Here is a 22,074-nt window from a genome sequence, read left to right as displayed (position 1 = left end):
AAATGGCGGACATTCACCGACAAAGGGCGCGATTGCGCAATTGATCCTGCTTCTAAGAGGACCGGTACAAGGGGAATTGGTTTCCCGCCCCAGGGATCGCAATCACGCAGAAACAGGTACGCTCACCACCCCGCGCTCAGCGCGGATGGTCGTGCAGGCGGTCGCGGTGGGTCAGTGCCGGGAACACGCGCATCCACAGCGCCACCACCAGCAGCGTGCCCACGCCGCCCATGACCACCGCGCCGATCGGGCCCAGCAGCGCCGCGGTCACGCCGGACTCGAACTCGCCCAATTGATTGGACGCGCCAATGAAGACCGAGTTGACGGCGCCGACGCGCCCGCGCATGTCGTCGGGCGTATCGAGCTGGACCAGCGTCGAGCGCACCACCACGCTGATCATGTCCGACGCGCCCAGCACGACGAGCGCAGCCATCGACAAGGGCAGCCAGTGCGACACGCCGAACACCAGCGTGGCCGTGCCGAATACCGCCACGGCGCCGAACATCACCTTGCCCGCGCGGCGATTGAGCGGATGACCGGCCAGCCACAGCGCCGTGACCAGCGCGCCGATGGCCGGCGACGAGCGCAGCAGTCCCAGGCCCCACGGGCCGGTGTGCAGGATGTCGCGCGCATAGATCGGCAGCAGCGCGGTCGCCCCGCCGAGCAGCACCGCGAACAGGTCCAGCGAGATCGCGCCGAGCAGCACCGGGCGGCTGCGGATATAGGCAAACCCCGCAAACAGGGTCTTCACGCTGACCGGTGCGGTCAGCCGCTGCATGGGCTGGCGCAGCGTCAGGCCGCTGACGAGGACCGCGGCGACCGCGAACAGCGTCGCGCTCAGCGCATACACCACCCCCGGACCCGCCACATAGGCAAAGCCCCCGATGGCCGGGCCGATGATGATGGCGGCCTGCGCCGCCGAACTGGCCAGCGCCACGGCGCGCGGCAACTGGCGCGGTGTCACCACGCTGGGCAGCAGCGCCTGCAGCGTCGGCGTCTCGAACGCGCGCGCGGCACCGATCAGCGCGACGAACACGAAGATGTGCCCGGGGTTGATCCGGCCGGAAAGGCTCGCCACTGCCATCGCCACGGCGATAAGCGCTTCAAGCGCCTGGCAGGTACGGACGATGCGGCGGCGGTCGAAGCGGTCCGCCGCGTGACCGGATATCAGGATCAGCACAACAGACGGCAGAAACTGCACCAGCCCCACCAGGCCGAGCATGAACGCGTTGCGCGTCAGGTCGTACATCTGCCATCCGACCGCCACGGTGAAGATCTGGTAACCGATGGTGGTGCACAGGCGCGCGAACCAGAAGCGACGGAACGAGGTATCGCCGAAGATGCGCTCGGACGCATCGGTGGCAGCAGGGGCGGCAGGGGCGGCAGGGGAAGACATGGGCGGGGATCGCTGGCGGGCAGGGCAGGACAACAAAGATGCGCCGCTTCGGGCACTAAGTACGCCAGCGTGACGGCAAAAGCGCCATTTTAAGACGCGCCACCATTCTGCGTGCATGCAACTGCCGACATTCGCGCACGACGTGTTTCCCACGTGTCGCCAATGTATCGAACATGATGCATGGAGACGACAGAAGTACGACAAGATTCGCATTTATAATCGCGTCCTGACGCAGCGCACGCTCCACTTTCCGCTGCGCGTTTTTCAGGACCTTTCCGCGCGCGATTCCGCAGGCCTTCGCGGCCCAGGCATCGGTCGAGAGCGACATCTATTCGCACGGCGGCAGCGTGAAGACCACGCCGCTATATGCTGACGAACATCCGCGCCGGCTATGACTTCGGCAAGAATGCCAAGATCGCGGTCGGCATCAAGAACCTGTTCGACCGCCGCTATTTCACGCGCTCCAACGACCAGAACTTCGGCAAGTACGTCGGCATGCCGCGCACGTTCTACGTGCAGGCCACGCTGTCGTACTGATCCGGCAATTCCGGTAAAGCAAAACGGCCCGGAGCAATGCGGGCCGTTTTGCCATCTGTGCAAGGTTGGCGTCAGACGATCTCGCGCGTTTCCATGAACTGCACGTTCGGGAACTTCTCCTGCGTAAGCCGCAGGTTGACCATGCTCGGTGCCAGGTAGACGTGATCGCCCGCACCATCGAGCGCGACGTTGTGGCCCGCCTTGGCAATCAGTTTCTCGATCTCGCCCGGCTCGCCCCGCAGCCAGCGCGCAGTCGCGCATTCATGCGATTCGAAGATCGCGTCGACACCGTATTCATGCTCGAGCCGGTGCGCCACCACGTCGAACTGCAGGATACCCACCGCGCCCAGCACCAGGTCGTTGGACACCAGCGGGCGGAACATCTGCGTAGCGCCCTCTTCGGCCAGCTGCTGCAAACCCTTCTGCAACTGCTTGACCTTGAGCGGGTTGTTCAACCGCGCGCGGCGGAAGAATTCCGGCGCGAACGACGGGATGCCCGTGAACTTGAGCGGCTCGCCTTCTGTGAAGACATCGCCCAGGCGGATGGTGCCGTGGTTCGGCACGCCGATGATGTCGCCGGCGTAGGCTTCTTCCGTGGTGTTGCGGTCCTGCGCCATGAAGGTGATGGCGTTGTTGATCGCCACGGTCTTGCCCTGCGCCACGTGCAGCAGCTTCATGCCGCGCTCGAAGCGGCCCGAGCACACACGCACGAACGCAATGCGGTCGCGGTGGCGCGGGTCCATATTGGCCTGGATCTTGAACACGAAGCCCGTGAACTTGGCTTCCTGCGGCTCCACCACCCGCGTTTCGGTGTGGCGCGCGAGCGGCGGCGGCGACAGCTGGCACAGCGCGTCGAGCAGCGACTGCACGCCGAAGTTGTTGATCGCCGAACCGAAGTACACAGGCGTCTGCTTGCCGGCCAAAAAGGCGTCCTTGTCGAAGTTGTGCGAAGCGCCGCGCACCAGTTCGATCTCGAGTCGCAACTCATCCGCCTGGCTGCCCAGGATGCGGTCCAGCTCCGGGTTGTCGAGCCCGTCGAGAATCGCCGCCGTGCCCTTGTCGCCGCGCGGATCGAACAGCTGCACCTTGTCGTCGATCAGGTGGTACACGCCGCGGAACGCCTTGCCCATGCCGATCGGCCACGTCATGGGCGCGCACTGGATCTGCAGCACGTCCTCGATCTCGTCGAGCAGCTCGATCGGCGAGCGGCCTTCGCGGTCAAGCTTGTTGATGAAGGTGAGGATGGGTGTCGCGCGCAGACGGCAGACGTTGAGCAGCTTGATGGTCTGCGCTTCCACGCCGTTGACCGAGTCGATCACCATCACGGCCGAGTCGACCGCGGTCAGCGTGCGGTAGGTGTCCTCGGAGAAGTCCTCGTGGCCCGGCGTGTCGAGCAGGTTGACGATGTTCTCCTCGGCCTTGCCATCGGCAGCTTCGCGACGGTACGGGAACTGCATCACCGAAGACGTCACGGAAATGCCGCGCTGCTTCTCCAGCTCCATCCAGTCCGACGTGGCGTGGCGGTCTGCTTTGCGCGCGCGCACTTCGCCGGCCACCTGGATCGCGCCGCCGAACCACAGCAGCTTCTCGGTCAGCGTGGTTTTACCCGCGTCAGGGTGGGAAATAATGGCAAAGGTGCGTCGACGCGCAATTTCGGAAACGAGCGAGCTCACGGCGGATAGGAATCGGGAGGATTGCAGGGCCCGGCATGCGGGGGCCGGCCGGGCAACAGCGAGGACCGCACGCGGGCGGTCGGGCCGGCACTGCGGGCACGCACGAAAGGGAATGGGGCGCTATTTTACCGGTTCGCCGCCCGCCCCGGGAATCGCATCCACCTGCTGGCCGCGCAAGCTGCCAAACTGCAGCGCGTACTGGCGCGTGAGTTCGGCACCGAAAAAGAAGATCTGTGCCGAGTAATACACCCATAGCATCAGCGCCACGACCGAGCCCGCCGCCCCGTAGGAAGACGCCACCGCGCTGTTGCCGAGATAGAGGCCAATCCCGCGCTTGCCGACGGAGAACAGCAGCGCGGTGATGATCGCGCCCATGGTGACGTCACGCCAGGCGATGCGTGCATTGGGCAGCATCTTGAAGATCACTGCGAACAGCAGCGTCACGACTGAGAACGAGAACAGCGTGGACAACACGTCCGCCACCGGCGCGAACCAGGACTGCGTCCACAGCTGGCCCCAGAAGCGTTCCACCACGGCCAGCGCGGCATTGACGATCAGCGACACCAGCAACATGAACGCCAGCACCAGCACCAGGCTGAACGACAGCAGGCGCGAGCGCAGCAGCTGCTGCCAGCCCGCAGTGGCCGGCACGGGCACGTGCCAGATATCGTCCAGGCTGCTCTTGAGCTCGGCAAAGGCGCTGGTCGCGCCGACAAACAGGATGCCCGTGGCGATCATGGCGGCCGGGCCGCTGCCGCCGGCACGGTGCGTGGCGGCCAGGATACCCTGAATCGCGCTGGCGCCCTGCTCGCCGACCAGACCCTGCAGCTGCTCGAAGATCTCGCCACGCGCCGCTTCGGCGCCAAAGAACAGCCCCGCGATGGAAATCACGAGTACCAGGATCGGGGCCAGCGAGAACAGCATGTAGAACGACAGCGCCGCGCCCTTGCTGGCGGCGCGGTGGGCAAACCATGACTGCACGGCGGCCGTCACCACGCGGACGGTGCGCTGCCCGGTATGGCGATCAGGCAGGTAACGCCGCGCGCCCGGGGGCGGACGCGACGCGCCGGAGTGGCGATGTCGGTCATCTGGCAGGTTATGTTCTTCGGCAGCCATGCTCGGGAGGTCCTTCGCAGCATTAGGGACAGCACGCAGCGGACGCGGCACCTGCGTTCATGATACTGCGCATTGGTGCGCTTCACCGAGCCGGGGGCGCCATGCCCGGCAGTGCGGAACCAACCTGCTACAGTAAGACAAGGCACGCTTGCCAGCGCCTGTGACGCGACCTGCGCCGCAAGGACTGCGAAAGGAGGCAATGTGACCCTCATCACCCCGGGGCGGATCCTGACCGCCCTCCTTCTGCTCGGATTGAGCCTCGTCACCGGGGGCTGCGAGCGTAGCCAGCCCGGCCCCAAGCCAATTTCGGGCGCCACCGCGAGCGGTGCCAGCGAGTCGGCGGCTGCGGCGCAACCCACCTCACCACTGCGTTGAAGCGTACCCGTTTCTGCGTCCTGCCGTGCCAGCGTGCAAGGGATACGGACGTGGCGCCTGTATCAGCGCTGTAACCGCACCCGATTCGTCAGGCTTTGCGCCTGCCGAGGTGTCATGCCGCGCGGGGCGCGGGATCGCGGCATGTGAGTCTTAAGCCCGCTGGCCGTCGCGGTGCAAGATTGGGAATGTCGGCGTTGCAGCAACGTAACCGATTCGTCAGCGGCCGCAGCGCAAGCCCACCATGAGCCCCTTGCACTTCCCCGAAAGCCGCATAAAACAAGCGTTTGCGGCCATTGGCATACTTGTCGCTCTCTGTCTGAACGGGAGTCGTCAAGAGACATAGCAAAATGACCTGCAGCATGCAGGAGGAGCCCCAGCCATGCGTCATCCGCCAGCACGCATGACGGCACGTCGGCGCTCGCACCGGTTGGCAGGACCGCCACCGTCCGTGATCGACCTTTTGTCGGCGCCGTTGCTGCCGTATCCGCGTTTGCCCGAGCGGCCCGTATCGCCTTGCGCGCTGTGGAGCCGGGCGCTTGCGATTTCGGCATACCGGCGCAGGACGGGACACTAGACCTGGACCACGGCGCGCCACAGGAGAGCGCCGCAAACCAGCAGGAATTTGTGCTCCGTCCCCCGGCGGGCACTTTTTTCCACCAAGGGAGGGAGCGACCCATGAAAGCCGGATGCCTTGCCGCCGCCCTGGCTCTGTTCTCGACCAGCGCCGCAGCGGCCAGCTATGCCTGGTTCGACCGGCCCGACAATGCCAGCGCCAACTCGCATGCTGCCGTGAGCAACGATATCTATGTGCGCGGTTTTGGCTGGGCATGGGGCGAATTGCAGTTCAAGCAGGACCCGGGCGCCGCGACGCCGAGTGAGCGGCAGGCACGCGATGGCCTGGACCGCCGCGACACGGCGCCCGGCCGCCACAGTGAAGGCGGCTATGCGCAGCCGCGCCATACGCGCGGCAAGATCAGCATGAACCTGGCGACCACGCCGGCCGCCGGGACGCAAGACACCGCCGGGACGGCGCGCAAGCCATCCGTGCCGGCCAACACCGTTGTGCGCTGACGTGCCGCAAGGCATGGGGAAAGGGGAACCGGAGAGCGGACGTCGCCAGTTCCCCTTTCCCTGGAGCGCCTGAGGTGCGCTACAGCCGCGCGACCTGGAGCGTGACGGGCCCGGTGCTACTCGCCTGCGGCAGGCTGCGTTTCCACGCGAATGTTGTGCTTGTGCATGAGCCGGTACAGCGTCACGCGCGACACGTTCAGTTCGCGCGCGGCGGGCACGACGTGAAAGCCGTGGCTGGCCATGACGCTGCGGATCGCCTCGCGCTCGGCTTCTTCGCGAATGGCATCGAGCGTCTTGCGCGGCAGCTCCGTTCCCCCATGCAGCTGCAGGTCCTCCGCCGTGATCTTGCGGTTGTCGGTCATGACGATGGCGCGCCGCACCCGGTTGATCAGCTCGCGCACATTGCCCGGCCACGCGTACTGCATCATCGCCTGCGTGGCGCAGGGGGAGAATCCGCGGATGCGCCGGTGGGCTTCGTGGCCATGCTCGGTCAGCACGACATTGGCCAGCAGCAGGATGTCCTCGCCACGCTCGCGCAACGCCGGAATCGTCAGCGTCAGCACGCACAGCCGGTGGAACAAGTCCGAGCGAAAGCGGCCATCGGCCTGCGCCGCCACCAGGTCCACGTGCGTGGCCGAGATAATGCGAAGATCCAGCGGAATGGACTGGTGTCCGCCCAGCCGTGTGATGGTGCCTTGCTGCAGGAAGCGCAACAGCGCCACCTGGCTTTCGAGCGGCAGGTCGCCGATTTCATCGAGGAACAAGGTGCCGCCCTGCGCCTGCTCGATCCAGCCGATCTTGCGCTGGTTCGCACCGGTGAAGGCGCCCTTCTCGTAGCCGAACAGTTCCGACTGCACCAGGTGCGATGGAATGGCACCGCAGTTGATCGCTACAAATGGCCCCTTGCGCCGGCTCGAGGCTTCGTGGATCGCCTGGGCGGCAAGCTCCTTGCCCGTGCCCGACTCGCCCGAAATGAATACCGGCGCTTCATTGTGCGCGACTTTCGCCAACGAACGGAACATGCTGCGCATGGGCGCGCATTCGCCGATCATCGCGCCGTGCGACGCCATCTCGGTGGCGCGGCCATGATGCAGGCAGGCCATGCCATGCGCGTGCTTGAGGGTGTACAACAACTCGTCGTGCGAGAAGGGCGTACGCACGTAGTCGACGCAGTAATCGCGGATCAGGATGCGCACGCGCTGGTCCGCCAGTTGGGCGTCGGTGGTGATCGCCACCCACGTCACGTGCTGGTGTTGCAGGCTCTGCTCCAGTTGCGCGAATTCTGCATCACTGTATTCGGCTTGCAGGTCGATCACGCCCGCCATGGGCGCGCTCCCGCGGACGACCCGCTCGAGGTCGCGCACCTGCTGGATGCGGCGCACGTCCCAGCCCGGCCCGAACTGGGCAGGGGTAAAACCAAAATCCTCATGACGCGACACGACCACGACCTGCGCAGCGCGTGCCGGCGCCTTGCACAGTCGGTCCATAACGATCTCCCGGACGTTGGGCTTATTGTTCACCCCGGTTTCCCGGCGCATTGGCACCGACCCTCCCGGCCGGTGCGCACGCCGCGGACTCGACGTCGGTATCACGAACTGGACTGACTATGCGCCGGATCGCCCATGGCGGCGAGCGGATCGCTGCCCAGGTGCAGTTCCTCCTGGAGACGGCGGCGGACAATATCGCGCTCGCGCATCAACTCGACGCGCGGCGACTCGGGCGTCTGCCCGGAATACTGGTAGTACAGCGCCTTGTAGGTCTGCTGGCTCAGGATCCATTCCTGCAGCAGTTCGCGCTGGCGGACCAACTCGGCTTCAAGCAGCCGATGCCGCCGCAGCAGGTTCTCAACGGCCTGGCGCGTGGTCGAGGACAAATCGCCTTCCTCGAGCAGAGTGGTCACGTCGGACACCGCTGCGCCGTCATGGCGGATCTTGCGGGTCGCTGAATCTCCTGTGGCGTCTCCCAACACTGCCCAGGTTCGATGCATGGAACGATTGGCGGACTCGCTGATGGGCCCGATGGCGGGTCGCCGGATTTCTCCTGCGTTCATATCTGATCCCCGTTGTACAACACCCCCGGCACTACACGTTCGCGTTTACCACTCTTCTGTCTTGAAATTCTTGTTTGTTTGGCGCACGTGTGTCCGCACGCTCTGTCTTCGTGGTGGCGATGCCGTATTGAAATACGGTCTGATCGGATGCGTCCCACGACGGGCGGACTTGCCGAAGATATATCACGGCGCTCGCTGGCGCCTTGCCGGGATGAACCGGAGTCGAGAAGGGGCGCGTCACGCGCCCCTCCGTTTGCCACGTCTCTAGTTCAGTGCATTTGCGGCGGTTTGTCCAGCCCCGAGTGGGGGATGTCCGACCAATCTCATGCCGGACTCATCCTTTGGGATGAAGCGCACATGAAGCATCGCATTCGCTGCATTTTTCCCAAATAGGCGCTTCCATGGCAATGGGCCAGGGTGTGACCGCCCCCCAGAAACGGGTACGCCTTGTTGCGCCATACCACGCAGAAACGGGTACGCGGCAGTCGCCGCAGCATGCATTTCGGACAGGCGATGCTACGGCTTCCCAGTGTCAGTGACCGGGCAGATAGTAGAACTTGAAGATAAACACGGCCGCGATGATCCACACCATCGCCGGCACCTGCCGGGCCCGTCCGGTCAGCAGCTTGAGCACCGCGTAGGTGATGAAACCGAACGCCACGCCATTGGCCACAGAATAGGTAAACGGCATGCCGAGCGCCGTCAGAACGGCCGGAACAACTTCAGTCACGTCATTCCAGTCGATATCGAGCAGCTCGCGCAGCATCAGGCAGGACACATAGAGCAGTGCCGGCGCGGTGGCATAGGCCGGAACCGTGCCGGCCAGCGGCGCGATGAACAGGCAGGCCAGGAACAGGACCGCAACAGTCACCGCAGTAAGGCCGGTGCGTCCCCCCGCCTGCACGCCCGAAGCGCTTTCGATATAGGCCGTGGTCGACGACGTGCCGAGGAACGAGCCGGCCATGATGGCCGTGCTGTCAGCCATCAGCGCCTTGTTGAGGCGGTCCATGCGGCCGGCCTTGAGAAGGCCGGCGCGGTTGGCCACGCCCATCAGCGTGCCGGTCGCATCGAACAGTTCGACCAGGAAGAAGACCAGCACCACGTTGATGATGCCGATCGACAACGCCGCGGACACATCGAGCTTGAACAGCGTGGGGCTGATCGACGGCGGCGAGGAGAACACGCCGTGGAACGTATTGCCAGCGAAGAGGAAGCTCAGCACCGTGGTCAGCAGGATGCCGATCAGGATGGCGCCTTTCACCTTCAGTTGGTCCAGCGAAACGATAACGAAGAAGCCGACGATCGCGAGCACGGCGGACGGCTGGTGCAGGTCGCCGATAGTGACGAGCGTGGCCGGGCTGGCGGTAACGATGCCCGCGTTCTTGAGCGCGACGATCGCCAGGAACAGGCCGATGCCCGCCGTGATCGCCACGCGGATCGAGTGCGGAATGCCGTTGACGATCATTTCGCGCACGCGGAACAGCGTCACCAGCAGGAACAGACAGCCCGAGATGAACACGGCGCCCAGCGCGGCTTGCCAAGCAAAACCCATGCCCTTCACCACGGTATACGCGAAGTAGGCATTCAGGCCCATGCCCGGCGCCATGGCAATCGGATAATTGGCGTACAGGCCCATGATCAGCGTGCCGATCGCGGCCGCCACGCAGGTTGCCACGAAGACCGCATCCTTGGGCAAGCCGGCATCCCCGAGGATCGACGGGTTCACGAAGATGATGTACGCCATCGTAAGGAAGGTGGTCATCCCCGCCAGGACTTCGGTACGCACATCGGTCTGGTGTTCGGATAGCCTGAAGATCCGCTCGAGCAGGGAGGGCGTGGGCTGGCCTGCGGCGGGGCCGGCCGCCTTGGAAGCGGGTTCCGGTATCGACATCAAAGGTCTCCTGAAAGTCTGTCGTTATGGCATCGGGCTGCCGCATGGACAACAGCCGCCACGGCAGGTGTAGTGGCGGCCATGACTGGAGCACGCATGGCGCACAGGGCTGCGGCCAGCGTACTCTGGCGCAGAATGGCCGCGCAGGTGCCCGCGCCGACGCATGAACAACATGTAAAGCGCGTGATGATCCCACAGCGCAGGAATGTGATGCCAGCCCCCGCTACGGGCCATCCCGAGCTTGACGGTAGCATCGATCCCCCGTATAAATCGCACTAGATTCAAGCGACGAGGCAACAGTTCATTCGTTAGCCACCGTCTGGTACTTCGGTTGTCCATGGTGTCCTTTCCTTGAGTTCCGTGTAGAGTGGCGCATTCGTCATTCGTTTATTTTATTTTTTCTGGAAAGCAAATCATGCAAACCGGTATCGTCAAATGGTTCAACGACGCCAAGGGCTTCGGCTTCATCAAGCCGGACGCAGGTGGCGACGACCTCTTCGCTCACTTCTCGGAAATCCGCTCGGACGGTTTCAAGTCGCTGCAGGAAAACCAACGTGTGTCGTTCGAAGTCAAGAACGGCCCGAAGGGTCTGCAAGCCGCGAACATCACCCCGCTGTAAGCTGGCACGCGGCGCGCCCTGCGCGCCACGACAAGAAACCCGCCCCCGAGGCGGGTTTTTTTGTGCCCGGCGCCAGCGTACGCCAGTCGGCGCCGTTTTCATCCCCTTCCTCCTGGCCCACTGCGGTGCAGTCCCCGAACTGCTACAGCACATTCTTCCGCGGCTAGCTCTCGTTCGCAGAAACGGGTACGCCCGCGCTCGAATCCCATTCGTTTGAAGTAACGCATTGCGGCGCACCACGCAGAAATGGGTACGCTGCCGCCGCCTCTTGTCCGCAGAAACAGGTACGCAGCGGGCCGCGCGCACCCCCCCGCCGGAAACTGGCGCGCAGAAATGGGTACGCAGAAGCCTGGATACGCGCGAAGGGCCTCGCCGGCGTTGCGTAAACACACTCCACCAGGTGCGTCGGTCAGCATCACTTTTCCTCGCAGAAACGGGTACGCGCCATGTTGCAGCGCGGCATGCAGCCGCCTAGAGCTCGATGTTTACGCACTCCGCAGAAATGGGTACGCCCGTTTTGGTTTTCCTGACGACAACGAAGCGCAGAAATAGGTACGCGGGATAGCAACTCCATGTCGGGCCGACATCGATTGGCCGCGTCCGGCAGCGCGCGCATCGCAGAAACGGGTACGGGCGAGATACCCCCATGCGACCACGTATACGTTGAAAGTAAGCACTGGCTTTTAGCCAAGGCCCGGTGTATAATAGGATGTGCGATGAGGGTTCTGATGCCGCCCGGAAAGTATCCGCAGAAATGGGTACGCTAGGCTCAACAGGAGTCGTCTCGATGGACGCAGAAATGGGTACGGTCACGCTGCGCTCCCACCTTGAGCCGAGATCGCAGAAATAGGTACGCCGCAGAATTGGGTACGCCCGCGAGGTCCCAGCGCTGCACCGAGCCTTAGCGCAGAATCAGGTACGCTTTGCCCTGGTGTGGCGCAGAAACGGGTACGCTTTGCGGCGGAAGGGCGATGGGTATATGCCAGCACGAACCTATTTCTGCGGGGATAACTCCGTAAACCCGCCGCCCAGGCGCACTCAAACACCCGAAACCGCGCTTTCATCGCAGAAACAGGTACGCTAACGAGCTGTCTTGCTGTGGAAAAGCCTGTGGGAACAACAGGTTATCCACGCAGAATCCGGTTCGGGGTTTCCGCTGAAACAGGTTCGGTCTTGCGCAGATTCAGGTTCGGGCCTTCGCAGAATTGAGTACGGTTCTCCGCAGAATCTGGTTCGCGGGCGGTTCAATTCTTCTTTGAAATCAATGCCCTGACCTCTCCGTATACGGTTTACAAGTAGTTAACCCGTATCTGTATCGTTTACTTGTAGCCAAGGTCTGGCCATCCGTGGACAACCCCTACGGGTTGCCCACCGACAACCAGCCTGCCGTCAACGAGGTAAACACGGCACCTCAACCCAATCGGCATTCAGGGAAGCACCGTAGAAACGTATACGTACCCGTTTCTGCGTGACAAGGTTTACGGGTTCGCGTAAAAAGGCGGGTAATCCGAAGCACGCCACTATGCCCATCAAACGCTCCCCGGTCGCCGCGGGGGATCGCACCGTCCTGGATATGGACGGCGAGCCATCCCGCATCATTGTTCCTGGCAACGAGAACAGCCTGGTTCCGTCCGAGAAATTTCAACGTCTGTTCGACGAGGCGCAAGCCATGGAGCGCGAGGACGCCTGGCAAAGCGGCGAAGTCGGGTTCCTGAGTCGTGCCAGCGTCCAGGTCACGTTGCCGTATCGCGCGCCCAAAGGCGCGCCTCCCGTGTGGACGCGTACCAGCGGCAACATTTCGCTGATGATCCAGCCTGGCTACTTCACGCAGCAGCGCTCTGAGCGCGCCAGCAACGGCCGGCAGAAGCTGGTCTCCGAAACGGTTTCGCTGGGCTATCCCTATGGGTCGTATCCGCGCCTGATGCTTGCCTGGATCGGCAAGGAAATCATGGCCAAGAAGAAGCGGGGGGAATTCACCGGCACGGTGGAAGACCGACGCATCTCGCTGGGCAATTCCTTGTCGGAGTTCATGTACAACCTCGGCATTCCGATGGCGACGGGTGGCAAGCGCGGCACGATGACGCTGGTCCGACAGCAGATGATCCGCCTGTTCTCGGCGACCATCGCGATCGTCCAGAACAAGTCCACGCCCAGCCAGAACCAGAACAGCAGCCACGAGCCGTTGTCCATCGACCGTGTCGGCTACTTGCTGGCCGATCAGCTGTCGACGTGGTGGGATCCCATGCAGCCGGGCCAGGGCTCCATGTTCGAGAGCTTTGTGGTGCTCTCAGAGCCCTTTTTCAACGAGTTGGTTAACCGTCCCGTACCGGTCGACATGCGCGCGCTGAAGGCGCTCAAGCAGTCGCCGTTTGCGTTGGACGTTTACTCGTGGCTAACGTACCGATTCTTTACAATCCAGCGACGCACCGAGATCCCGTGGGAGGCCCTGCAGATGCAGTTCGGCACGGAAACCGAAAGCGAGCGCAAATTTCGCGCATTGTTTCGCAAGGCACTCAAGGACGTGCTGGTGGTCTACCCCGGCGCCAAGGTCGATGCGGACTCCTCGAAGGCCCTCATCCTGCAGCCGTCCCGAACCAGCGTCCGCAAGCTGGGCTGACGAAGGCGCGGACGACAAAAAAGGCAAGCTGGAGGCTTGCCTTTTTTGTTTTCGGGCGATGGCCACGCAGCAAGCTGCGTGGCGCACGCTCATCAGGCGGGCTTGATGGCCGATGCCTGCAGACCCTTCGGGCCTTGCTTGACCTCAAAGGTCACGCGTTGACCGTCCTTCAGGGTCTTGAAGCCAGCGCCCTGGATCTCGGAGAAGTGCGCAAACAGATCCGCACCGCCGTCGTCCGGGGTAATGAAGCCAAAGCCCTTGGTCTCGTTGAACCACTTGACCGTACCGGTTGCCATAGGAATTTCCTTTCGAAGCAAGTTCTCTTGTACACCACGCAAACAACCGTTCAAGCACGTTGATTCTCGTAGATACCGAACGGAAGCCGACGAGGTTGACACGACTTGACTCGACTGTAGGGCGCATCATAACCAGATTTGTCCTGGTCTGTCATGTGCGCCGTAAAGCGCACTACAAATACTTTAGGCGGATTGACTGCCGCATTTCAAGCGGAAATATCAAACATTGGCAGTTTCACCCCATCGCGGTGAGTGATCGCACTCGCTTGTCTAACTACAAATGTTATAAAAATTTAGAATACGGTTGATGCGCCACCTGGATTTGGCTAAAGTGGCGCCTAAAGTTAACCGCGCACTTTCAGCGCTGAAAGAGAGGTCCTTGTGGCAGCAAAAATCATCACAGTCTTCAACCAAAAGGGCGGGTGCGGCAAGACGACGGTGAGCATGCATCTGGCCGGAACGCTGGGCCTGCGGGGCGCGCGCTCGATGCTTGTCGATATGGACGAACAAGGCACGGCGACAAGATGGGCGGCTCAGGCCAGCGACGAGCGTCCTTTCCCCGCCTCGGTAATTGGTTTGGCGCCGTCCGGCGGCGCAATGCACCGGGAAGTCCGCAAATTCGTCAATGACTACGACTACATTGTTGTCGACTGCCCGCCGGCCGTGCACTCGGCTGCGCCGTCCAGCGCCCTGCTGATTTCCGATCTGGCCATCATCCCCGTGGTTCCGTCACCGCCCGACCTGTGGGCTGCGGTGGCGGCAAAAACCCTCGCACAACACGCGCAAGTCCAGAATGAAACGCTGTTGATTCGCGTGATGGCGAACATGGTGCAAAGGCGTGTTTCCATCGCGCGTCAGGCAATCGAGATCCTTGGTGACGACGGCGAAGTTCCTCTGCTGAATTCGATGATCGGTTCGCGTTCGGCGTTCCGGGAGTGCCAGGCGATCGGTTGCACCGTCCACGGTGTCGCTGGCGCGCGCGAAGCCGTGCAGGAGGTCGACATGATGGTCGATGAAGTGTTGTCTTTGATTGAGCATTAAGGCATGGCTACAAAACTGAAGAGCCTGAAAGCAGGCATGCTGGCCGGCATGGCAGCGGAAAAGACCCGTAACGATTCCATGGACCGTTTTGCGCGCGCGGAGGCCGCAATTTCGCAGCATCCGAACGGGCTGCTACAGGGTCGCCCGCCAGAACCGGCGCTGTCTTTCAGCGCTGAAAGTGCCGAAACGGAGAGCTCCCGCCCTCTGGTCCGCATTCTCCTGACCCACCTGCACGACAATCCGCTCAACGCCCGCCGGATCTACGACCCTGCCGTCGTGCAGGAGCGTGCCGCGTCGATCGCCACGCACGGACAGAAGACGCCCGGCCTTGCCGCTCCGGACCCATCCCGTCCGGGCCACTACATCCTGATCGATGGCCACTATCGCAAGCGTGCCCTGGCATCCGCCGGCAAGCTGGAGATGGAATGCTTTGTCGAAAATGATCTCAGTGATCTGGATTTCTACCGCCTATCCTTCATGCTCAACGAGCAGCGGTCGGACCAGTCCGCGCTCGACAATGCGATCGCCTGGCGCCAGTTGCTGGACGAGGGCAAGGTACAGAAGGAGGAGGACATCTGCGAACTGACCGGCATCTCCGCCGGCACGGTGAACAAGACGCTCGCCTTGCTGCGATTGCCGGAATCGGTGCTCGGTGTCATGCGCGAACGGCCGAACGCTATCGGCATTGCGGCGGGGTACGAGCTGACGCTCTATTTCAAGCTCGCCGGCGAGGACCGCACCCGCGACCTGGCAACACGCATCATGACCGACGGCTTGTCGAGCCGCGAAGTGGAATCCATCCGCAAGCAGGCCCAGGAAGGCAAATCGCGCAAGGTGAAGGAAATCAGTCGCCAGTACAAGATCCGTACCGAAGGCGGCCAGTTGCTAGGCACCATCAAGGAATGGGATTCCGGGCGGGTCATGCTCGATGTGCAACTCACCGACCGCGGCGCGCGCGAGGCGCTGGTCGAAGCGCTCAAGACGCGTTTTGGCCTGGACAAGACGTTGCTCTAGGACGTACCGGCCCCGATCCCGCGTTGGGGGAGGGCCCCTTGATGGCGTTCCCTGCGCCTTCACACTGCCGCGGAACGAATCTGTCTAGGTGTGAACGCGGGCAATGTCTTCGCCTGCGTGCTCGCGTAGGTCTTCCACGCGGCCCGCAACAACTGATCGAGACCGCTGGCTCCATAGCCGGCCGCGGACCCCGCCAGGCGCTTCGCGGCGCCTCGGCGAGTCGGCGGATAATCGGTCGGCCCCAGAAGCGCCGCGCCACGGGGCGGGGACTCCGTCAGGCCGCGCCGTACCCAATGCTTCCGCAACGCGGCAAGCGTATCCGGGGCCAAGGCGCGAGATCGTGCCTTCGCGTCATGCCAACGCAGGCAAGCTTCAGAACCTTCCGTTTGCAGCGCGTCGCAGGGGATGCTGGCAAGCTCGCCGAGCCTGAATCCGTCCCGGACCAGCAAGGCGGCAGCGAACGCTGCCTGCCACTTTGACTCGCCTTGCGTGCCCAGCCAGTCCAGGAATTCGTCGATGTCTCTGCGCGCGAGCACACTACGTCCATGTGGCTCGACGGCGACACTAGCGCTGATAGCTGGCGTGTCGACGAGATCGATGCTGCCTCCGAACGCCTTCGCCATCGACAGCGACTTCAACATGGCACGAATCACCCTCAGTGCCGCCGTCTGCGAACTGGCGCGCAGTGGTCCCTCGAAAGGCCGCCAATGTACGCGATCCCGAGGGCTGGCCGGCCCACACCAGAACGCGGCCGGCTCGGGTGCCCGCAGAAAGGCTACATATCTTTGCAACGATTCCACTGTGAGATCTGCCAGCTGCAGACGCTCTCTCGCCAGCCAGAGCAGTAGCCGTTCGGCTTCCTTTCGGTAACTGCTTCGCGTATGGGGCGACCTCGGCTTGGCGTCGAGCCATTGCCGGACGCGCTCCAGGTCCGATCCCGCCGCGTCCTGGGCAGGCTGGCCCAACGGCGGCTCCTGCATATGTTCAAGCGGTACCGGGTACGCCATGTGTGGACCCAATGGGAGCGGCACGATGGCGGGGCGCTGGAAGACCTCGGAGGGGGGCACGATATGTGCCCCAATAAGTGCCGTATTGTTATCTTTTGCCGCTTTGCGTTGCTCGATCAACCATCGTGTAATGACCTCCGCCGACTTCGGGCCAATTCGTGGCACCGCGCGCCACCAACTACTGCCGCGGGCATTGGCGAGGCTGGCGAGATCGGAAATCTTGTGAATGCCAGCGGCGGCGAGACGGCGTGCCAGGCTTGGGCCGAACCACAGTCCGACTTCGTGCCCCGAGGCCGGCCGACCCTGCCCTAATCCTTCCAGCGACGAGAGTGCATCGACCCGGCGCGTCATGCCCACGTCGGACCGCCCGCGCAGCGCCTCGAACATCTCCGCGATGTCCGGGCGGTCATGCTGCAAGGCAAACTGGACGAGGCGGTCCCGCAGCGCGAGGATACGCGCGATGGCCTGGCTCTCGGTCAGCGCGTCGTCATCGTCCGGATCGGACAGGTAGCGGTTGGCGATGTCGACCGGCCGCATGCCTTGCGCATAGGCGCGCACAACGGCGAATTCCGTCCGGGTCAGCTTGGTGGCGGCCGATGCGCCGTGATCTTCGCTCATCCTCGGTTCTTACCTAAGTGACTGAACTATAACAACTTTATTCAAAGTGGATTCTGAGCAGGCCACTTTTGCGGCATCAAAGTTAATGTAAATTATTTTTGTGCGAGCCACCACACTTTATTGGCTCGAAATCCGTGATTTCTGAGCGTGTGGCAGCGGCCGGACGAGGGCTTGCCATGCGGCCGTTCGATCCTGCCGACGGTCCACGCACAGGCCCCAAGATCAAAAGCGTACCCATTTCTGCGGGGCGCAGGCGCTTGAGCCAGGCGCTGCGGCCGGGCAAACTGAAGGCGTGGCCGATGGCGCAGACGCCGCGCTTTCAGGAAGTCGATATGAGTGAAACCGACTATCAGCTCATGGAGCTTGCCGAGGGCAAGCCCGTGAAGATGTGGACGAGGGGCGTGGCCGTCGAGGAGGAAGCGCTGCGCCAGTTGCGCAACACGGCGAGCATGCCGTTCGTCCATCGCCACCTTGCGGTGATGCCGGATGTCCACTTGGGCAAGGGCTCGACGATCGGCAGTGTCATCCCGACGCGGGGGGCGATCATCCCCGCAGCGGTCGGGGTCGATATTGGCTGCGGCATGATGGCCGTCCGCACGACGCTCAAGGCAACTGACCTGCCCGATTCGCTGGCCCGCCTGCGCAGTGCGATCGAGAAGGCCGTGCCGCATGGCCGCGCGCCCGGGCGCAACGACCCCGGCGCGTGGAGCGGGCGTGCCCCGCATCTGGTCGACGACGCATGGAAAACGCTCCTGCCTGGTTTCCGGCGCCTGGCGCAGAAGTACCCGAAGCTGGAGCGCACCAACCATCACGTGCACTTGGGCACGCTCGGCACGGGCAACCACTTCATCGAGATGTGCCTGGACGAGGCGGATAGCGTCTGGTTCATGCTCCACAGCGGCTCGCGCGGCGTAGGCAATGCGATCGGCTCGCTGTTCATCGCGCTGGCGCAGCAGGACATGCGGCAGCATCTCGCGAACCTGCCGGACCGCGACCTGGCGTATTTTGAAGAAGGCAGCCGGCACTTTGACGACTATGTAGAAGCCGTGGGCTGGCCGCAGGCGTATGCACGCCGTAACCGCGAGGTGATGATGGACGCCGTCATGGCAGCCGCGCGCGGCGTGATTCGCCAGCCCTTCGGTCTCGGTGAGCAGGCAGTGAACTGCCATCACAACTACGTGCAGAAGGAGCGCCACTTCGGCGAGGAAGTGTTCGTGACCCGCAAGGGCGCCGTTTCTGCGCAGAAGGGCCAACTGGGCATCATTCCCGGATCGATGGGCGCCAGGAGCTTCATCGTGCGCGGCCTGGGCAATCCCGAAAGCTTCTGTTCGTGCAGTCATGGTGCTGGCCGCGCCATGAGCCGCACCGAAGCCAGGCGCCGCTTCACGGTGGCCGACCAGGTCAGGGCCACCGCCCACGTCGAATGCCGGAAGGATGCGGCGGTGATTGACGAGATCCCGATGGCCTACAAGGACATCGACGCCGTCATGGCCGCGCAGCGCAGCCTGGTGGAGGTGGTCCACACGCTGCGCCAGGTGGTGTGCGTGAAAGGATAGGACCAAGGTCGGTAGTCGGCCATGGGCAATGCCGCTGGCGGAACCGGTCGGGCCACTTGTCGGCGCGCACCGACACCACAATCATCCTCTGCCGACTTCATTCCCTTCGGTGCCCGGTCGTATGATGCCCAGGTTCCCCACTCCGGGGTATCGCGACCGCCTGCCGGCCGCAGCGCATCAGGAGGCACGCTTGGACCCACCCCGACCGCTCCCCACCGACACGCCACGCGGCGGCGATCTCATCGTCGCCCGCCCGGAAGGCCTCTACTGCCCGCCCGGCGATTTCTATATCGATCCCTGGCGTCCGGTGGACCGTGCGGTCATCACCCACGCCCATTCCGACCATGCTCGCCTGGGGCACGCGCACTACCTGTGTGCCGAGCCCGGGCGCGGCGTGCTGCTGGCACGGCTGCCCAACATCCTGCTCGACACCTTGCCCTACGGCCAGCGTATCATCCACCACGGCGTCACGCTGAGCCTGCATCCGGCCGGGCATGTGCTAGGTTCCGCGCAGGTGCGGCTCGAATATGCCGGCCAGGTGTGGGTGGCCTCGGGCGACTACAAGCTCGAGGCGGATGGCACGTGCGACCCGTTCGAGCCCGTGCCTTGCGACACCTTCATTACCGAAAGCACCTTCGGCCTGCCGGTCTACCGCTGGCCCCCGCAGGCGGCGCTGATGGCGGAGATCTTCCACTGGTGGCAGGCCAACGCGCAGGCGGGGCGCGCCAGCATCGTCTACGCCTACACCTTCGGCAAGGCGCAGCGCATCCTGCACGGCTTGCTGCGCCACGCCGGCGCGGACAGCCTGCCCGGGCCGGTGATCGTCCATGGCGCGCTGGCCATGCTCAACGCCGCCTATGCCGAAGCGGGCGTGGCGCTGCCGCCGATGTCGGTGGCCACCGACCTGCCGCCGCGCAGCCCGCTGCTGCGGCAGGCCCTGGTGGTGGCACCGCCCTCGGCGCAGCGCTCGCCGCGGCTGCGCCGCTTTGGCGATGCCTCCGATGCCTTCGCCAGTGGCTGGATGCAACTGCGCGGCACGCGCCGCCGCCGTGGCGTGGACCGCGGCTTCGCGCTGTCCGACCATGCCGACTGGCCCGGGCTGCTGCAGGCAATCGATGCCACCGGCGCGAAGCGCATCATCGTGACCCACGGCAACGTGCCGGTGATGGTGCGCTACCTGAGCGAGCGCGGCTGGCAGGCGCAGGCCTTCGAGACTGAATTCGGCGATGACGACGATTCCGTGCGCACCGAGGCCCAAGCGGAGTCGGTCGCCGACGGCGAGCCAGCGTTGCCATGAAGGCCTTCGCCGAGCTCTACGCCGCGCTCGACGGCACCACCTCGACGAAGGCGCGGCTGGCTGCGCTGGTGGACTACCTGCGCGCGGCGCCGCCGCAGGACGCCGCCTGGGCGGTCTACTTCCTGGCCGGTGGCAAGCCGCGGCAGATCGTGCCGGTGTCGATGCTGCGCGAGCTGGCGCGCCAGGCCGCCGACCTGCCGGACTGGCTGTTCGAGGAAAGCTACCAGGCCGTCGGCGACCTGGCCGAGACCATCGCGCTGCTGCTGCCGGACCCGACGGATGCCGACCGCGCCGGCCTGGCCGAATGGGTCGAGCAGCGCCTGCTGCCGCTGCGCGGGTTGCCGCCTGAAGCCTTGATACCGCGTCTGGACGCACTGTGGCGGCCGCTCGACGCGCACGGCAGGCTGGTGCTGTTCAAGCTGATCACCGGTGCGTTCCGCGTGGGCGTATCGCGGCTGCTGGTGACGCGCGCATTGGGCGAGGTGGCGGGCATCGATCCCAAGCGCGTGGCCGAGCGCATGGTCGGCTACACGGACTTGTCGGCGCGGCCCGACCCGGCACGATTCCAGGCGTTGATCGCATCGGAAGGCGAAGACGATCGCGCGCTGCGGGCCGGTGGCCAGCCCTACCCGTTCTTCCTCGCGCATCCGCTGCAGGCGCCGCTGGAGCAGTTCGACGCTGTGCTGGGCGCGCCCGAAGACTGGTTGGTCGAATGGAAGTGGGATGGCATCCGTGCGCAGCTCGTTTGCCGTGGCAGCCAGACCTGGCTGTGGTCGCGCGGCGAGGAACTGATTACGGAGCGTTTCCCCGAGATCGTCGACGCGGCTGCGGCGCTGCCCGACGGCACCGTGCTGGATGGCGAGATCGTGATCTGGCAGCAGGGCCGCGTGCAGCCCTTTGCGCTGCTGCAGCAGCGCATCGGCCGCAAGACGCTGAATGCAAAGCTGCTGCGCGAAGCGCCCGCCATCCTGATGGCCTATGACGTGCTCGAATGGCAGGGCGAGGACTGGCGTTCGCGGCCGCAGGCCCAACGCCGTGCGCAGCTGGACCAGGTCATCGCCCGGCATGTGCATCCGTCGCTGGAACTGAGCCCGCTGGTCCAGGCCGATGACTGGCCGCACTTCGCCAGGCTGCGCGAGGCCTCGCGCGATCTCGGCGTGGAGGGCTTTATGCTCAAGGCTGCCAGCGCGGCCTATGGCGCGGGACGTACCAAGGATGTGGGCGTCTGGTGGAAGTGGAAGATCGACCCGTACTCGGTCGACGCCGTGCTGGTCTACGCGCAGCGGGGGCACGGCCGGCGCGCCAGCCTTTATACCGATTTCACCTTTGCGGTCTGGAGCGCGCCGCCCGGCACGCCGGGCCGCACGCTGGTGCCGTTCGCCAAGGCGTATTCCGGCCTGACCGATGAAGAGATGCGCGCGGTCGACGCCATCGTGCGACGGACCACGGTGGAGCAGTTCGGCCCCGTCCGCAGCGTGGAGCCGACGCAGGTATTCGAGCTGGGCTTTGAGGGCATCGCCCGAAGCGGGCGGCACAAGAGCGGTATTGCGGTGCGCTTTCCGCGCATGCTGCGCTGGCGCACCGACAAGCCGATCGAGGAAGCCGATACGCTGGCCACGCTGGAAGCCATGCTGCCCGGCGCCGGCAAGGTTGATGAGGTGGGAAGTCCCGTTTCATCGAGTACAGAATCGAGCTGAGCCTTCAGCAGGCCGAGCAGGCAAAACACGCTGAAGCTGGCCTCGGATCGTTCGCATTGCAGTTCGGACAAGCGTCGCGTGTTGCGGATCGTGAATCGATAAGACGGATCGCATTTATCTCAGGACCGTCACCAAGCCTCTGGGCCGTGGTGATGACTTGCTGGTCGTGCTTGGTACGCGGCGAGGCGATCATCTAAGTAGCC

At 64.2% G+C, this 22,074-nt stretch carries 17 protein-coding genes; 9 read left to right on the top strand and 8 right to left on the bottom strand.

Going from position 1 to position 22,074, the window contains the following annotated elements:
• Window positions 1-136 precede the first annotated feature (136 nt).
• Window positions 137-1,396 carry an MFS transporter gene (locus ACIGJC_RS28230; RefSeq protein ID WP_483712835.1) on the bottom strand — a complete coding sequence of 420 codons (1,260 nt, stop codon included), beginning with the start codon at window positions 1,394-1,396 and terminating at the stop codon, window positions 137-139.
• Window positions 1,397-1,762: 366 nt separating this feature from the next.
• On the opposite strand from ACIGJC_RS28230, the gene ACIGJC_RS28225 reads away from it, so the two are divergent.
• Entirely contained in the window at window positions 1,763-1,933 is a 171-nt protein-coding gene (locus ACIGJC_RS28225; RefSeq protein ID WP_483714523.1) for a hypothetical protein, read from the top strand.
• A 71-nt stretch (window positions 1,934-2,004) separates the two neighbouring features.
• Here the strand turns inward: ACIGJC_RS28225 and ACIGJC_RS28220 are convergent, their stop codons facing one another.
• Window positions 2,005-3,606, bottom strand: coding sequence for a peptide chain release factor 3 (locus ACIGJC_RS28220; protein ID WP_483712834.1), 1,602 nt, complete (start codon window positions 3,604-3,606; stop codon window positions 2,005-2,007).
• Window positions 3,607-3,726: 120 nt separating this feature from the next.
• Window positions 3,727-4,722, bottom strand: coding sequence for a YihY/virulence factor BrkB family protein (locus tag ACIGJC_RS28215; RefSeq protein WP_483712833.1), 996 nt, complete (start codon window positions 4,720-4,722; stop codon window positions 3,727-3,729).
• Window positions 4,723-5,772: 1,050 nt separating this feature from the next.
• Here ACIGJC_RS28215 and ACIGJC_RS28210 point away from each other — a divergent pair.
• The gene (locus tag ACIGJC_RS28210; RefSeq protein WP_483712831.1) at window positions 5,773-6,168 is read left to right on the top strand and encodes a hypothetical protein; all 396 of its coding nucleotides are present in this window, start codon (window positions 5,773-5,775) and stop codon (window positions 6,166-6,168) included.
• A 116-nt stretch (window positions 6,169-6,284) separates the two neighbouring features.
• Here ACIGJC_RS28210 and ACIGJC_RS28205 read toward each other — a convergent pair whose 3' ends face one another.
• The 3 genes from ACIGJC_RS28205 to ACIGJC_RS28195 all read right to left on the bottom strand — a co-directional run bounded on the left by ACIGJC_RS28205 (window position 6,285) and on the right by ACIGJC_RS28195 (window position 10,109).
• Entirely contained in the window at window positions 6,285-7,655 is a 1,371-nt protein-coding gene (locus tag ACIGJC_RS28205) for a sigma 54-interacting transcriptional regulator (RefSeq protein WP_483712830.1), read from the bottom strand.
• A gap of 101 nt (window positions 7,656-7,756) precedes the next feature.
• Entirely contained in the window at window positions 7,757-8,068 is a 312-nt protein-coding gene (locus ACIGJC_RS28200) for a hypothetical protein (protein WP_483712829.1), read from the bottom strand.
• Between the two features lie 682 nt (window positions 8,069-8,750).
• Window positions 8,751-10,109, bottom strand: coding sequence for an NCS2 family permease (locus ACIGJC_RS28195; RefSeq protein WP_483712828.1), 1,359 nt, complete (start codon window positions 10,107-10,109; stop codon window positions 8,751-8,753).
• A gap of 415 nt (window positions 10,110-10,524) precedes the next feature.
• Between ACIGJC_RS28195 and ACIGJC_RS28190 the strand changes: the two genes are divergently transcribed.
• Together ACIGJC_RS28190 and ACIGJC_RS28185 are read left to right on the top strand one after the other, a co-directional pair.
• A complete protein-coding gene (locus ACIGJC_RS28190; RefSeq protein WP_006159057.1) occupies window positions 10,525-10,728 on the top strand; it encodes a cold-shock protein in 204 nt (67 codons plus the stop codon).
• Between the two features lie 1,522 nt (window positions 10,729-12,250).
• Window positions 12,251-13,345, top strand: coding sequence for a replication protein RepA (locus tag ACIGJC_RS28185; protein WP_483712826.1), 1,095 nt, complete (start codon window positions 12,251-12,253; stop codon window positions 13,343-13,345).
• Window positions 13,346-13,437: 92 nt separating this feature from the next.
• Here ACIGJC_RS28185 and ACIGJC_RS28180 read toward each other — a convergent pair whose 3' ends face one another.
• Window positions 13,438-13,641, bottom strand: a complete 204-nt coding sequence (locus tag ACIGJC_RS28180) for a cold-shock protein (protein WP_042880443.1) — start codon at window positions 13,639-13,641, stop codon at window positions 13,438-13,440.
• A gap of 381 nt (window positions 13,642-14,022) precedes the next feature.
• Between ACIGJC_RS28180 and ACIGJC_RS28175 the strand changes: the two genes are divergently transcribed.
• Window positions 14,023-14,682 carry an AAA family ATPase gene (locus tag ACIGJC_RS28175; RefSeq protein ID WP_483712825.1) on the top strand — a complete coding sequence of 220 codons (660 nt, stop codon included), beginning with the start codon at window positions 14,023-14,025 and terminating at the stop codon, window positions 14,680-14,682.
• Between the two features lie 3 nt (window positions 14,683-14,685).
• Window positions 14,686-15,696, top strand: coding sequence for a ParB/RepB/Spo0J family partition protein (locus ACIGJC_RS28170; RefSeq protein ID WP_483712824.1), 1,011 nt, complete (start codon window positions 14,686-14,688; stop codon window positions 15,694-15,696).
• A gap of 59 nt (window positions 15,697-15,755) precedes the next feature.
• Here ACIGJC_RS28170 and ACIGJC_RS28165 read toward each other — a convergent pair whose 3' ends face one another.
• Window positions 15,756-17,321: a phage integrase family protein gene (locus ACIGJC_RS28165; RefSeq protein ID WP_483712823.1), complete on the bottom strand. Its 1,566-nt coding sequence runs from the start codon at window positions 17,319-17,321 to the stop codon at window positions 15,756-15,758.
• A 332-nt stretch (window positions 17,322-17,653) separates the two neighbouring features.
• On the opposite strand from ACIGJC_RS28165, the gene ACIGJC_RS28160 reads away from it, so the two are divergent.
• The 3 genes from ACIGJC_RS28160 to ACIGJC_RS28150 all read left to right on the top strand — a co-directional run bounded on the left by ACIGJC_RS28160 (window position 17,654) and on the right by ACIGJC_RS28150 (window position 21,871).
• A complete protein-coding gene (locus ACIGJC_RS28160; RefSeq protein WP_483714428.1) occupies window positions 17,654-18,877 on the top strand; it encodes an RtcB family protein in 1,224 nt (407 codons plus the stop codon).
• 190 nt (window positions 18,878-19,067) lie between these two features.
• Complete coding sequence (locus tag ACIGJC_RS28155) at window positions 19,068-20,174, top strand: ligase-associated DNA damage response exonuclease (RefSeq protein ID WP_483712822.1); 1,107 nt, start codon at window positions 19,068-19,070, stop codon at window positions 20,172-20,174.
• Window positions 20,171-21,871, top strand: a complete 1,701-nt coding sequence (locus ACIGJC_RS28150; RefSeq protein WP_483712820.1) for an ATP-dependent DNA ligase — start codon at window positions 20,171-20,173, stop codon at window positions 21,869-21,871. Before ACIGJC_RS28155 ends, ACIGJC_RS28150 begins: the two co-directional genes overlap by 4 nt.
• Window positions 21,872-22,074: the final 203 nt, after the last annotated feature.

The sequence above is a fragment of the Cupriavidus sp. C3SS-1 genome (genome assembly GCF_057073755.1).
This window is presented reverse-complemented; position numbering and strand designations above follow the sequence as displayed.

Excerpts from the sequence above, each read along its gene's own strand:
- ACIGJC_RS28210 (WP_483712831.1), top strand. The coding sequence starts at position 5,773 with ATGAAAGCCGGATGCCTTGCCGCCGCCCTGGCTCTGTTCTCGACCAGC.
- ACIGJC_RS28150 (WP_483712820.1), top strand. The coding sequence starts at position 20,171 with ATGAAGGCCTTCGCCGAGCTCTACGCCGCGCTCGACGGCACCACCTCG.
- ACIGJC_RS28205 (WP_483712830.1), bottom strand. The coding sequence starts at position 7,655 with ATGGACCGACTGTGCAAGGCGCCGGCACGCGCTGCGCAGGTCGTGGTC.
- ACIGJC_RS28185 (WP_483712826.1), top strand. The coding sequence starts at position 12,251 with ATGCCCATCAAACGCTCCCCGGTCGCCGCGGGGGATCGCACCGTCCTG.
- ACIGJC_RS28195 (WP_483712828.1), bottom strand. The coding sequence starts at position 10,109 with ATGTCGATACCGGAACCCGCTTCCAAGGCGGCCGGCCCCGCCGCAGGC.
- ACIGJC_RS28225 (WP_483714523.1), top strand. The coding sequence starts at position 1,763 with ATGCTGACGAACATCCGCGCCGGCTATGACTTCGGCAAGAATGCCAAG.
- ACIGJC_RS28165 (WP_483712823.1), bottom strand. The coding sequence starts at position 17,321 with ATGAGCGAAGATCACGGCGCATCGGCCGCCACCAAGCTGACCCGGACG.
- ACIGJC_RS28215 (WP_483712833.1), bottom strand. The coding sequence starts at position 4,722 with ATGGCTGCCGAAGAACATAACCTGCCAGATGACCGACATCGCCACTCC.
- ACIGJC_RS28180 (WP_042880443.1), bottom strand. The coding sequence starts at position 13,641 with ATGGCAACCGGTACGGTCAAGTGGTTCAACGAGACCAAGGGCTTTGGC.
- ACIGJC_RS28170 (WP_483712824.1), top strand. The coding sequence starts at position 14,686 with ATGGCTACAAAACTGAAGAGCCTGAAAGCAGGCATGCTGGCCGGCATG.
- ACIGJC_RS28160 (WP_483714428.1), top strand. The coding sequence starts at position 17,654 with ATGAGTGAAACCGACTATCAGCTCATGGAGCTTGCCGAGGGCAAGCCC.
- ACIGJC_RS28230 (WP_483712835.1), bottom strand. The coding sequence starts at position 1,396 with ATGTCTTCCCCTGCCGCCCCTGCCGCCCCTGCTGCCACCGATGCGTCC.
- ACIGJC_RS28190 (WP_006159057.1), top strand. The coding sequence starts at position 10,525 with ATGCAAACCGGTATCGTCAAATGGTTCAACGACGCCAAGGGCTTCGGC.